This window comes from Achromobacter sp. JUb104 (assembly GCF_024806975.1).
Lineage (GTDB): Bacteria > Pseudomonadota > Gammaproteobacteria > Burkholderiales > Burkholderiaceae_B > Achromobacter > Achromobacter spanius.
In genome coordinates this window covers 73495-86483 of sequence record NZ_JANUEY010000003.1, presented here as the reverse complement: position 1 = coordinate 86483, position 12989 = coordinate 73495, and the positions used below count along the sequence as shown (strand labels likewise).

11 protein-coding genes and 4 tRNA genes are annotated in these 12989 nt (G+C 62.5%); 9 read left to right on the top strand and 6 right to left on the bottom strand.

Features of this window, described 5'->3' with window-relative positions; translation table 11 throughout:
* Positions 1–53 precede the first annotated feature (53 nt).
* The 3 genes from M2361_RS20870 to M2361_RS20860 are packed head-to-tail and all read right to left on the bottom strand — an operon-like array spanning position 54 to position 3224.
* Positions 54–1334, bottom strand: coding sequence for an arsenic transporter (locus M2361_RS20870; RefSeq protein ID WP_259251611.1), 1281 nt, complete (start codon positions 1332–1334; stop codon positions 54–56).
* Between the two features lie 9 nt (positions 1335–1343).
* Complete coding sequence (locus M2361_RS20865; RefSeq protein ID WP_259251610.1) at positions 1344–2288, bottom strand: AEC family transporter; 945 nt, start codon at positions 2286–2288, stop codon at positions 1344–1346.
* 33 nt (positions 2289–2321) lie between these two features.
* Positions 2322–3224 carry a DMT family transporter gene (locus tag M2361_RS20860; RefSeq protein WP_259252634.1) on the bottom strand — a complete coding sequence of 301 codons (903 nt, stop codon included), beginning with the start codon at positions 3222–3224 and terminating at the stop codon, positions 2322–2324.
* 112 nt (positions 3225–3336) lie between these two features.
* On the opposite strand from M2361_RS20860, the gene M2361_RS20855 reads away from it, so the two are divergent.
* Positions 3337–3786 (top strand): GNAT family N-acetyltransferase, encoded by a 450-nt coding sequence (locus M2361_RS20855; protein WP_404976432.1) that lies wholly within the window; start codon positions 3337–3339, stop codon positions 3784–3786.
* A 160-nt stretch (positions 3787–3946) separates the two neighbouring features.
* On the opposite strand, the gene M2361_RS20850 is transcribed toward M2361_RS20855, so the two are convergent.
* Positions 3947–4031: transfer RNA gene (locus M2361_RS20850), tRNA-Leu, on the bottom strand.
* A 141-nt stretch (positions 4032–4172) separates the two neighbouring features.
* Between M2361_RS20850 and M2361_RS20845 the strand changes: the two genes are divergently transcribed.
* Positions 4173–4784, top strand: a complete 612-nt coding sequence (locus M2361_RS20845; protein WP_259251609.1) for a tRNA-uridine aminocarboxypropyltransferase — start codon at positions 4173–4175, stop codon at positions 4782–4784.
* A 264-nt stretch (positions 4785–5048) separates the two neighbouring features.
* Here the strand turns inward: M2361_RS20845 and M2361_RS20840 are convergent.
* Positions 5049–5133: transfer RNA gene (locus tag M2361_RS20840), tRNA-Leu, on the bottom strand.
* Positions 5134–5235: 102 nt separating this feature from the next.
* Positions 5236–5320: transfer RNA gene (locus M2361_RS20835), tRNA-Leu, on the bottom strand.
* 279 nt (positions 5321–5599) lie between these two features.
* Between M2361_RS20835 and rnr the strand changes: the two genes are divergently transcribed.
* From rnr to M2361_RS20800, 7 genes are all read left to right on the top strand, one after another.
* Positions 5600–8065 carry a ribonuclease R gene (gene rnr / locus M2361_RS20830; RefSeq protein WP_259251608.1) on the top strand — a complete coding sequence of 822 codons (2466 nt, stop codon included), beginning with the start codon at positions 5600–5602 and terminating at the stop codon, positions 8063–8065.
* Positions 8066–8207: 142 nt separating this feature from the next.
* Positions 8208–8945: a 23S rRNA (guanosine(2251)-2'-O)-methyltransferase RlmB gene (gene rlmB / locus M2361_RS20825; protein ID WP_100857043.1), complete on the top strand. Its 738-nt coding sequence runs from the start codon at positions 8208–8210 to the stop codon at positions 8943–8945.
* Between the two features lie 60 nt (positions 8946–9005).
* Entirely contained in the window at positions 9006–10250 is a 1245-nt protein-coding gene (locus tag M2361_RS20820) for a cystathionine gamma-synthase family protein (RefSeq protein ID WP_259251607.1), read from the top strand.
* A 57-nt stretch (positions 10251–10307) separates the two neighbouring features.
* A complete protein-coding gene (locus M2361_RS20815; protein ID WP_100857041.1) occupies positions 10308–10988 on the top strand; it encodes a Fe2+-dependent dioxygenase in 681 nt (226 codons plus the stop codon).
* A 357-nt stretch (positions 10989–11345) separates the two neighbouring features.
* Complete coding sequence (locus M2361_RS20810) at positions 11346–11618, top strand: HU family DNA-binding protein (protein ID WP_003812968.1); 273 nt, start codon at positions 11346–11348, stop codon at positions 11616–11618.
* Between the two features lie 169 nt (positions 11619–11787).
* Positions 11788–11863: transfer RNA gene (locus M2361_RS20805), tRNA-Val, on the top strand.
* Positions 11864–12179: 316 nt separating this feature from the next.
* Positions 12180–12989 (top strand): energy transducer TonB, encoded by an 810-nt coding sequence (locus M2361_RS20800; protein ID WP_259251590.1) that lies wholly within the window; start codon positions 12180–12182, stop codon positions 12987–12989.

The following is a 12989-nucleotide window of genomic DNA, read 5'->3' as shown; positions in this document are numbered from 1 at the left end:
TTGTCTAATAACTAAAAGTAATTAAAAGGCGGCGCAACGGGGATCCCCCGGATTTACTGCAAGCGCCACACCAGCGCTGCCAGAGTCAAGAGCAGCACCGGCAGCGTCAGCACGATGCCCACCTTGAAGTAATAGCCCCAAGTGATGCGCAGCCCTTTGCGCGCAAGCACGTGCAGCCAGAGCAGGGTAGCCAGGCTGCCGATGGGCGTGATCTTCGGACCCAGGTCGCTGCCGATGATGTTGGCGTAGATCATCGCGTCTTTCAGCGGGCCGGTGGCGCTGGTGTCGGCGATCGACAGCGCGCCCACCAGCACGGTGGGCAGGTTGTTCATGATGGACGACAGGAACGCCGTGATGAGTCCCGTGCCCATCGCCGCGCCCCACAGCCCATATTCGGCGCACCAATCCAGCACCCGCGCCAGATGCGCGGTCAGGCCGGCGTTGCGCAGGCCGTAGACAACCAGGTACATGCCCAGCGAGAAGATCACGATGTGCCAGGGCGCTTCGCGCATGATCTTGCGCGTGCCCACGATGTGCTGGCGTCCCGCGATCAAGAGCAGGCCCAGCGCCCCGGCCGCCGCGATGGCGCTGACCGGTATGCCCATCGGTTCCAGCACGAAGAATCCGGTCAGCAGCAAGCCCAGCACGATCCAGCCTGCCCGAAAGGTGATCGGGTCGCGAATGGCCGAGGCGGGCGCGGGCAGTTGGCTGACGTCATAACGCGGCGGAATGCTCTTGCGAAAGAACAGCAGCAGCACCACCAGTGTGGAGCCCACCGCCATCAGGTTCACCGGCAGCATTACCGACGCGTACTCCCCAAAGCCGATGCCGAAGAAGTCGGCCGACACGATGTTCACCAGGTTCGAGACGATCAGCGCAATGCTGCCGGTATCGGCGATGAAGCCCGCCGCCATCACGAAGGCCAGCGACGCGCCCGGCCCAAAGCCCAGCGCCAGCAGCATTTCCATGACGATGGGCGTCAGGATCAAGGCCGCGCCGTCATTGGCGAACAGCGCCGACACGGCGGCGCCCAACAGCACGATCAGCACGAACAACAGCCGCCCGCGTCCGCCGCCCCAACGCGCCACGTGCAGCGCGGACCATTCGAAGAAGCCGGCTTCGTCCAGGATCAAGCTGGTGACGATGATGGCGATAAAGGTGGCGGTGGCGTTCCAGACGATGCGCCAGACATCCGCGATGTCGGCCACGTGGACCACGCCGGTGGCCAACGCCAGGCCGGCGCCGATGACCGCGCTCCAGCCGATGGACAGGCCCCGTGGCTGCCAGATGACGAGCGTGATGGTCAGGATGAAGATGGCGGCGGCAAGCAGCATGACTGGCAATCAGGAAATGGGGTGGGCGCTGATCCAGGCCACCAGCAAGCTGACGGTGAACACGGACGCGACGGTGGAAACGAGAATGGCGCGCGAGGTCACGCGGGCGTCGCGCCCGTACATCTTCGCCAGCATGAAGGGGCCCGTGCCGATGGGAAGCGCGCTCATCAGCACGGCGGTCCAGGCCCACAGCGGCGGCATCGAAAACACATAGAAGGCCAGCACCGCGGTAACGGCGGGCTGCAGCAGCAGTTTGCCGACCACCAGGCGCAGTACGCCGGGGCCCGCGGTGGCGGTTTCAGTCTGCGCCAGGAACAAGCCGATGGTGACCAGCGCGCAAGGGCTGGCCGACGCGCCCAGCAGTGCGACGTAGCGGTCGATGCCTTCGGGCAACGTCAGGCCGGTAGCGGCCCAGGCCAGGCCGAGCACCGGCGCGGCCAGCAAGGGGTTGCGCATCAACGCGCGGCCCACCTTGAGCAGCGTGACGCCGACGTTGGGCGCTTGTTGCCGGTCGAACTCGATCAGGGCGATGGCAAAGCCGAACAGAACGCTGGCGGTCAGCAGCGTGGTGAACGCGGCGGGCGCCAGGCTTTCCGCGCCAAACAGCGCCACGCACAGCGGGATGCCCATGTAGCCTGCATTGGCATAGGATGCCGCCAGGCCTTCGATGCTGCGGTCGGTGAGCGGGCGCCGTCCACCCCGGCCGGGCAGGAAAGACACCAGGAAGGTGACGGCGATGCCGCCCGCGAAGGCGGCCACAAAGCCCCAGTGCGCCATATGCGCCAGATCCACCTGCGTCATGGCGCGAAACAGCAGCGCCGGCAAGGACAGGTAGACCACGTAGCGGTTCAAGGCGTCCGTGGCGCCGGGTCCCAGCACCTTGCCCCGGGCTGCCAGCCAGCCGGTCAGGATCAGCGCGAAGACCGGCAGGGCGGCAGTGATGACGGCGTTCATGGATAGGGGCGTGGGCGCGGGAAGGCGCTCATTCTACTTGGATGGCTGTGGATTCCGGCGCGCGCTGCGGCTAACCAGCAGAATGCCCGCTGCGGCTAACGCCATGCCTGGCCACGCCAGCGCCGGGATGGGTTCGTCCAGCGCCAACAGCGCAAAAATGGCGGCGCAGGGTGGCACCAGGAAAAAGAGCGCGGACACGCGCGAGGCTTCGCCGTGCCGGATCATGGTCAGCAGCAAGGTGATGGCGACCAGCGAATTTCCCACGACAAGGTACGCCAGCGCGGCCAGCAAGGGGCCGGTCCATTCAATGTGCATGGGTTCCAGCGCGAACGCCAGCGGCGCCGTCACGGCGAGCCCGACGGCGTACTGCACCAGGTTGGACGTGACGGGATGCGTGGCCGCGCCGTAGCGCTTTTCGTAGAGCGTGCCACTGGTGATGCAAAGCAGCGCGCCCACGGCGAACAGCAGCCCTAGCGGCGCGAGCACATCGATGGACGCCTTGGCCACGATGACCAGCGCGGCGCCCGCAACGCCCAGGCCCAGCCCCGCCCAGCGCCGGGCGTCGACCCGTTCATGCGCGATCATGGGCGCCAACAGGCCGATCAGAATGGGTTGCAGCGATGCAATCAACGCAAGCCCGGCGGCGGACATGCCTAGTTTCAGCGACAGGTAGGTGCAGCAGAAATACCCGGCCTGCAACAGCACGCCGACCATGGCCAGATGGCCCCATGCCCGCGCGCCTTGGGGCAGAGGCGGGCGCATGATCAGCATGAATGGCGCCAGGATGAGCACGACGCAGGCGTAACGCACGGCCAGGAAGGTCAGAGGGTCGGCGTAAGCCAGGCCGATCTTCAGCACCACGAAGCCGCTGGACCACAACAACAGGAAAAGCGCGGGGGCGGCTTTCAACCAGGTCGGGGGTGCGGCGGGCGTCATGTTGGGTGCGGGCAACGTGGGCAAGCCGCGATCGTACCCCTTTTCGTCTCGTTGTCATCCCTGCGAGAATGCGGCGTAGGATATTTATTGTTGATCTGCCGCACGCGAGGAAATGGAGATGTCGACCAACAAGCAATCAGCGGTGCGTATTGCCCTGGGTACCTGGGACCGCCTGCGCGATGATGCCTATTCGGTCCGCCACGAGGTGTTCGTGGTTGAACAGAAGGTGCCGCCGGAGGTAGAGCTGGATGACGACGACGCCGTGTCGGTGCATGCGGTGGCCTATGGCCCCGACGGCACGCCGATGGGTACGGGTCGCCTGTTGCCTGATGGGCACATCGGCCGCATGGCCGTTCACAAACGGGCGCGTGGCATGGGGGTGGGCGGTCAGTTGCTTAACGCCCTGATCGAACAGGGCCATGGCGACGGGCACCGCATGCTGGTGCTGCACGCGCAAAAGCATGCCGCTGGCTTCTACGAGGCGCACGGCTTCACCGTCGAGGGTGAAGAATTCATCGAAGCCGGCATTCCGCACGTCGTGATGACGCGCGAACTGAAGTAGGGCGACCTGAAGTAGCGCGATCCGGCCAACGTAGGCGAATCGAAGTTGGTCGACAGCGCCGCCCCGCAATGTCGGCGCGCGAAAAAGAAAAAACCCCGGTCGTTTTCACGAACGGGGTTTTTCTTGGCGCATCACGACAGGTACCTCGTGATGTAATAATTGGTGCCCAGGAGAGGACTCGAACCTCCACACCTTGCGGCACACGGACCTGAACCGTGCGCGTCTACCAATTCCGCCACCTGGGCTATGTTGCTCTTCCCTATTGCTTCACATGTTTCGTCGCTTGCGCGGCGTTTCTTGTTCAGCAGCAGAGAAGCGAGATTATGCACATTTTTTTTGGCGTGCGCAAGCAAGAGTTTATTGGCCAGAGTTTATAGTGTCGCCCCATGTCTCGAGCCCTATGCACGCGTTGCCTGCGCCCCGAATCCCACTGTCTGTGCGCGCTTATCCCCACCTTGTCATGCCGCACCCGTCTGTTGGTGCTGCAGCATCCCAGTGAAGTGCGTCATGCCTTGAACACGGCCAGGTTGGCGGTGCTGGGTTTGGCCGGCGCGCGGCGCGTGGTGGGCGAAACCTTCACGCCGGATGTGTGGGAAAAGCCGGGCTACGCGCCCCGTCTGCTGTTTCCAGGGCCTGCCGCCGAAGTCTTGACGCCCGGTTATGGCCGGGATCTGGATCAGCCGATTCAACTGATCGTGCCGGACGGCACCTGGGGGCACGCGCGCAAGCTGCTGCACATCAACCCGGAGCTGGCGGCGCTGCCGCGTGTGATGCTGCCGGCGGGGCTGACGACACGCTATCGCGTTCGCCATGCCGACATTCCGGGCGCACTGTCCACCATTGAAGCGGTGACGCACGCCTTGAACGCAATCGAATCCCCGATGAATGTCGACACCTTGTTGCGGCCGTTCGAAGCGCTGATCGACGGGCAGATCGAAGGGATGGGTGAGGATCTTTATGCGCGCCATCATTTGCAGCGCAAGGTGCCGTGGCGTTAATGTCTTCACCCATGGCTAGGTGGGAAGAGGGTGAATAATCAAATCGGCTGGGCGCAAATCGGGTGCATCGGATAATGCGCCCGATGTATCGATTGTCAGCCCCGAATGTCAGCCCCGATTGTCAGCCCCGATTGTCAGCCCCGAATGTCAGCCGCTTGCGCTTATTGGCGCGCATAAAGCAAAAGCCCCGAGCATCTTTCGATATTCGGGGCCTTCAGCCTTGCTATCAACCCAGCGCAAACGCTGTTCTGACTTATATGCGGGTGGTGCCCAGGAGAGGACTCGAACCTCCACACCTTTCGGCACACGGACCTGAACCGTGCGCGTCTACCAATTCCGCCACCTGGGCACTGGAAGAGCTATTTGCTCTAGCAGGTTTGCTGCTGGTACTACTTTTACTGCTGCTTCATGCTATCCAACCCGTTTGAAAACGGATTCGATTTAAATTCCGTGGTGCCCAGGAGAGGACTCGAACCTCCACACCTTGCGGCACACGGACCTGAACCGTGCGCGTCTACCAATTCCGCCACCTGGGCACTGAGAGATACTTGTCAGAACTATGTGATACGCTGCGGCCCTAGTTGCATTGTTTTTATTAAGTGCTGTATGTGGATTTCAACTTGCGTTGTTTTCAACATACTGACTTAACTAAAACATGCGTCCTGAGCGCACTTGGTTTTACAATGTGGTCTTTCGACCTAGGGTGGCAAGCTTGGTTTTGACACCTGATTTGCAACCCTTCTGACCATTTCTGCTTCAGTGTTCAGCCTTGGGCGAACCACAGAAGCTGCGCATTATATACGGAAATTTCAGCTTTGGCAAAACGATCGAATAACGAATCGAAAAACAACAGATCAACATCCTTGCCCGAAGCGCCGCCGGACTTCGACCCTGACGTCCCGTCCCGTGAAGCCATTCTGACCGCGCTGCGTTCCGCAGGTTCGCCGTTGTCTCCGGTGGAATTGGCCGAACGCATGGGCGTCGAGCGCGCGGCGACGATGGTCGGATTTGAACGCCGCCTGGGCGCCATGGAGCGCGACGGCCAGCTTATGCCCAACCGCAAGGGCGTCTTGCTGCTGGCCACCAAATTGGACTTCGTGGCCGGCAAGGTGCTGGGTCACCGCGACGGCTTCGGATTCCTGCTGCGCGATGATGGCGGGCCGGACCTGTTCCTGTCCCCGCGCGAAATGCTCAAGGTGCTGCATGGCGACCGCGTGCTGGTCAAGCCCACCGGCGAATACCGGGGCAAGCCGGAAGGCACCATCGTTGAAGTCATTGAGCGCCGCACCAATAAGCTGGTGGGCCGTTTCCTGCACGAGCATGGTTTGTCCATCGTTGTGCCGGAAGACCAGCGCATCAAGCACGACATCCTGATTCCTCCCAGCGATACCAATGGCGCCCAGCATGGGCAGGTGGTCGCGGTTGAAATCATTGAGCAGCCCACTCGCCACACGCAGCCGCTGGGCCGTGTGGCTGAAGTGCTGGGCGAAATCGACGACCCCGGCATGGAAATCGAAATTGCCGTGCGCAAGTTCGACGTGCCGGTCGAGTTCTCGGAGGCGGCCCGCAAGCAGGCTGCCCGCCTGCCTGACGTGGTGCGCAAGAGCGACCTGAAAGACCGCGTTGATTTGCGTGACGTGCCGTTGATCACTATCGACGGTGAAGACGCGCGCGACTTCGACGACGCCGTGTATTGCGAACCTGTCGAACTCGGCACGGGCCAACGCAAGCGTCCTGGCTGGCGCCTGCTGGTGGCCATTGCCGACGTCAGCCATTACGTGCGTCCCGGCGATGCGCTGGATGATGACGCCATCGAACGCGGCACCAGCGTGTACTTCCCGCGCCGCGTCATTCCGATGTTGCCGGAATCCCTGTCCAACGGACTGTGCTCGCTGAACCCCGACGTAGACCGCCTGGTGCTGGTGTGCGACATGGTGATCCCCGCGACGGGCGCCAAGGCCGGCACGGTCACGGCCTATCAGTTCTATAACGCGGTGATGCATTCGCAGGCCCGCACCACCTACACGAACATCTGGGCCGCGTTGCAGCAGCCTGGTGGCCCCGCCGCCGCCGCGATGCGCAACGTGTTGCCGCATGTCCAGCACTTGTATGAGCTGTTCCAGTTGCTGGTGCAGGGCCGCAAGAAGCGGGGCGCCATTGATTTCGATACCGTCGAAACCAAGATTGTCTGCAACGAACTGGGCCGCATTGAACAAATCGTGCCGTCGGTGCGCAACGACGCCCACAAGCTGATCGAAGAATGCATGCTGGCCGCCAACACCTGCGCGGCCGATTTCATGACGCGCAGCAAGCATCCTGGCCTGTACCGTATTCACGAAGGTCCCACGCCGGAACGCCTGCAGTCGCTGCGCGAATTCCTGCGTACGATGGGCCTGTCGTTGGGCGGGGGCGATATGCCCACGGCCAAGGACTACGGCGACTTCCTTGATACTGTTCGCGGCCGTCCTGATTACCAGCTGCTGCAGTCCATGTGCCTGCGATCCATGCAACAGGCCGTCTACAGCCCTGACAACATGGGCCACTTCGGTTTGGCCTATCCGGGCTACAGCCACTTCACGTCGCCCATTCGCCGCTATCCCGACCTGCTGACGCACCGTGTCATCAAGGCGCTGTTGGCCGGGCAGCGCTATGTGCCCAGCCTGGACGACCACGCGGTGGTCATCGGGCGTACGCAGAAAGAACATGAACAGGCCATCTGGGAAAAGATGGGCCTGGTGCTGTCGGCCACCGAACGCCGCGCCGACGAGGCGTCTCGCGACGTCGAGGCCTGGCTCAAGTGCTGGTTCGTTAAAGAGCGCGTGGGCGAAGACTTCAGCGGCACCGTAACCGGCGTGGCCAGCTTTGGCATCTTCGTTACGCTGGATACGCTGCACGTTGAAGGGCTGGTGCACGTGTCCGAACTGGGCGGCGAGTACTTCCAATTCAACGATGGGCTGCATGAACTGCGCGGTGAGCGCACGGGCATGCGCTACCGCCTGACCGACAAGGTGCAGGTGCAGGTGGCGCGTGTTGACCTGGAAGCGCGCCGTATCGAGTTCCGTCTGGTGCAGGGCACGAGTTTCGACGCCTTGCGTAAGGCATCCGCCCGGGGTCCTGACGAGCCGGTGCGCCGCGTGAAAAAGGCGGCGGCGCCGAAGCCGGCCGCGCTGAAAGGGCAGACCGCCAAGGAACGCCGCGCGGACGCCAAGAAAGCGGGCAAGCCGCCTCGGACGGCCAAGCGCGCCGCCCCGGCAAAAAAGGCGACGCACAAGCGCCATTGACCTCCGGGTTGATGGTCCCTTCATGGTCGGCCCGCCGTAGGGCGGTAAGGCCATAAGGGGTAACATTGCGTTGATGGCCGGCTTGGTCCGGTGGCCCGCCCCCTTTGGGGCGGGTATTCGTTTATCTAAAGGTATTGCATTTATGGCGTCGACCCAAGTTCTAGCCGGGTTTCACGCGGTTGTCGCGCGGCTGCGCCACGCGCCCGAGTCGATCAAGGAAATCTATGTCGAGGCCTCGCGCCGCGACAAGCGCATGCAGACGTTCATCGAACAGGCCGAGAAGGCGGGTTGCCGCGTGCATCCGGTTCCGATGGAACGCCTGGACGGGCTGTCGCGCGGCACGCGCCACCAAGGCGTGGTTGCCCTGGCCGACGAGCGCCAGTTGGCGGTGGACGTGGACGAAGTGCTCGACGTGATCGAAGGGCCGCCGCTGCTGTTGATTCTGGACGGTGTGACAGACCCGCACAATCTGGGCGCCTGCCTGCGTACGGCTGATGCGGCGGGCGTGCACGCCGTGATCGCACCGCGTGACCGCGCGGTGGGTTTGAACGCCACCGTGCAGCGCGTGGCTTGCGGCGCGGCGGATACTGTTCCCTATCTGATGGTGACCAATCTGGCGCGCACCATGCGCAGCCTGAAGGATCGCGGCGTGTGGCTGGTGGGCACCGATGACCAGGCCACCGAGAGCATGCACCAGATCGACGCGCGTCAGCCCATGGCGTGGGTGATGGGGGCCGAAGGCGAGGGCATGCGACGCCTGACCCGCGAAACCTGCGACCAGTTGGTGAACATTCCGATGCTGGGTTCGGTGGAAAGCCTGAACGTCAGCGTGGCCAGCGCCGTCTGCCTGTACGAAACCGTGCGTCAGCGCAAAGCCTGACCGGTCCGTCCGACTTTTAGGCCCGACCTTTTTTCCAGATCTTTCTTTATTCAGCCCATCATGCACCAGAACGGCTTTACCACCACGATCCTCCATTCCGACCGCCAGCAATCCGTCGAGCACGGAGCGGTGCACAAGCCGATGCATCCGTCATCGGAATTCGCCTACGACGACGCGCGTGAGCTGGCCGCGGTTTTCCAGGGCAAGGCGGGCTTTACGTACGCACGCCAAGGCACGCCCACCACCACGGCGCTGGAAGCCAAGATCAACCACATGGAAGGCGGCAAGGGCACCGTCAGCTTCGCCACGGGCATGGCGGCGCTGTCGGCCATCTTCACGACCCTGCTGCGCCGCGGTGACCACATGGTGTCCAGCCAGTTCGTGTTCGGCAATACCAACAGCCTGCTGGGCACGCTGCTTGAGTTGGGCGTCGAGATCACCTTTGTTGACGCCACGGACGCGGCGCAAGTGCGCGCGGCCATTCAACCGAACACGCGCATGGTCTTCACGGAAACCATCGCCAACCCGGGCACGCAAGTGGCCGACCTGGCGGTGATTGGCGAGATTTGCCGCGAAAAGAATCTGGTCTACGTCGTGGACAACACCTTGACGTCGCCCTGGATGTTCCGCCCGTCAACGGTGGGGGCGTCGCTGGTGATGAATTCGCTGTCGAAATACATCGGCGGCCATGGCAACGCGCTGGGTGGCGCGGTGACGGACACGGGCCTGTATGACTGGGCCGATTACTCCAACATCTACGACGCCTACCGCAAGGGTCCGTCCACCAGTTGGGGTCTGACCCAGATCAAGAAGAAGGGCTTGCGCGACATGGGCGGCACGCTGGCGGCCGAGCCCGCGCACCGCATCGCGGTGGGCGCCGAGACGCTGGCGCTGCGCATGGCCAAGCACTGCGCCAACGCGCTGGCGCTGGCCCGCTTTCTGAACGAACACCCTGGCGTGGCCAAGGTGCATTACCCCGGCCTGGCGGGCCACGCGCAGCATGCGCGCGCCGCCGCCTTGTTCGGCTCGCGCTTTGGTGGCTTGCTGGGCGTGGAGCTGGCCGATGGGGTGGACTGCTTTGATTTCCTGAACCGCCTGCGCATTGTGCTGATGGCAACGCACCTGGGCGACACCCGCAGCCTGGCTCTGCCTGCCGCGCACACCATCTATTACGAGATGGGTGCCGAACGCCGCAAGCAAATGGGCATCGCGGACAGCCTGATCCGTGTGTCGGTCGGCATCGAAGACGAGGCCGATCTGCTGTTTGATTTCGATCAGGCGCTCAATGCTTGCCTGAAGGGATAATTCGGCAACGGCGTGCCGGACGTCTTTGCGACTGGCACGTTTCAAGGACTCCGGCTCATGCTTATACAGATTGCAGACGTTTTCACGCCCGACGAGGCGGCTGATATCCGCCAGCGGCTGGATGCCTCCGAATGGGTGGACGGCAAGGTCACGGCGGGCTATCAGTCCGCCGAGGTCAAGCGCAACCGCCAGTTGCCCGAACAGCATCCGCTGGCCCAGGAACTGGGCAACCTGATCCTGCAGCGGCTGGCCACGAACAACCTGTTCATGTCAGCCGCCTTGCCGCGCAAGATCTTCCCGCCCCTGTTTAACCGCTATGAAAGCGGCGAGGCCTTTGGCTACCACGTCGATAACGCGGTGCGGGGCATCACGGGCACGGCCGAGCGCGTGCGCACGGACTTGTCCGCCACGCTGTTTTTCTCGGAACCTGATTCCTATGATGGCGGTGAACTCGTCATCGATGACACCTATGGCCCGCGTGCGGTGAAGCTGCCCGCGGGGCATATGGTGCTGTACCCGGGCACCAGCCTGCATAAGGTGAACCCCGTGACGCGCGGTGCGCGTGTCAGTTCGTTTTTCTGGATGCAAAGCCTGGTGCGCGAGGATAGCCAGCGCGCATTGCTGCTGGACATGGACGTGGCCATACAGCGGCTGAATCAGGACGTGGCGGGGCATGCATCGATCGTGCAACTGACCGGCATTTATCACAATTTGCTGCGCCGCTGGGCGGATGTTTGATTCAGGCTTGAAGTGTTTTCTTTGGTGTCGCGCAAACCCCGAAATGCGCGTTTGTGTTTATTGCGAAAGCGGCTAAAAGCTAGTATTGGCGCGGGTTGTGGTGAGGTTTTTGCTTGACAGCGGCTCTGCGCCAAGGCCTAATACACCTCTGCGTCGCTGACGGTTTGAAGGCATTTATGCCATCAAATCCTAAGCGGCGCAGCAGTTTAAAAGTTGTGCTTTTGCAGCGCAAGAAAAGTCTATCCACTGTCTGTTCGTCGTTTGTCGGACCTTGCGATTAGTTGGTGGCGTCCCCTCATGACAGCCATGAACCCCACGGTCTCGCCAGACTCCATACCTTGTGAGGGGTACACCTGAATGAACAAAACTGAACTCATCGATCACATCGCCAGCAAGGCCGATATCTCCAAGGCTGCCGCCGGCCGTTCGCTCGACGCCCTGATCGGTGCCGTCAAGACCACGCTGAAGAAAGGCGGCACGGTAACGTTGGTTGGCTTTGGCACGTTTGCCGTGTCGGCTCGCGCTGCTCGCACCGGCCGTAACCCGCGTACGGGCGAGACCATCAAGATCAAGAAGGCCAAGGTGCCGAAGTTCCGTCCGGGCAAAGCCCTGAAGGACGCCGTCAACTAATTGACGGCAAGGCAATCGCCGGGCACCGGCCCCACGCGATTTGCCGACAATGACGCGGTCCGGTATACTCCGGCCCGCGTATTGCTTTTGAGTACCCCGAGTTGGCTGCGAATTGGTCACTGCCTTGAACGAGTCATCGTGTTCAAGCAGCACTGAAAGTGTCAGGATCGGGTGCTTAGCTCAGTTGGTAGAGCGGCGCCCTTACAAGGCGTAGGTCACAGGTTCGACCCCTGTAGCACCCACCAAAAGCAACATTCGCATTTCTGCCAGTTCTCCAAGCGAAACCCGCACACCTCAACGTGGCGGGTTTTTTGCTTTTGGCGCCGCGCCAGGCTCGTTCGCCTGCCTTCTTTGCGCTTGCGCAAGCTTTCTTGTTCACGTTTTGAGCTTTCTGGTTTGACCCGGTAGGGCAGTGTTACGCTATTCCAGACGAAATAGAACGTGCGAATCATTCGCATTTAAGATATTATGATCGGCTTGTACCGGCTGGCAGATGCCGCTTTTTTTTGGGCGGCGTCTTCGTCTAGCTGGCCGGATAAGTCAATGCACCCTGGCTGATTCATGCCTAGTTTTCAACGCGGTTCGAATTCCTCTTCGCCGTCTTCATTTGGTATACGCGCTGGCGCCGGGCTGGCGGTTGTCGCACTTCACGCGGCTGTGATCGGAGCCATTTTCATGGCGCCCACGACTCGTCCTGAGCTTGAGGAACCCGAGGCCGTCATGGTCAGCTTGGTCGATGCGCCCATTCCGCAGGTCGCCAAGGCTGAACCCACGCCCGAACCGCCGCAGCCGGTGGTTGAGCCTCCGCCCGAGCCGCAGCCCGAAATCGAGCCGGAACCCGAGCCCGAACCCGAGCCTGAATTGAAGCCCGAACCGGAACCCGAGCCCGAGCCGGTGGTTGAAAAGCCGCCGATGCCGGCGCCGAAGCCCAAACCCAAACCAAAGCCCAAACCCAAGCCGCAACCCAAGCAGGAAGTCAAACCCGAGCCCAAGCCGGAGACGCCGCCGCCACAGACACCGCCCACGGGCGCGGTCGATGGCGCCCAGGCTTCGGCAAGCCCGCAGCAGGGTCCGCCGCCCGATCAGCCTGTGCTGGTGTCTAGCATCGAATTCCAGGGCGCGCGGCCCATGCCTACCTACCCGATGGCTTCGCGCCGCATGCGGGAAGAGGGGCGGGTGCTGGTGCTGGTGGAGATCAATACGCAGGGCCTGGTGGAACGCGCAACGATCGACACGTCGTCGGGCTTCGCAAGGCTGGATGAATCCGCGCTGACCGCGGCTCGCAAGGCCAAGTTCAAGCCCTATACCCGTAACGGCGTGGCCTATCCCGCCAAAGCCAAAATTCCGTTCGATTTCGTAATGAGGAACTGA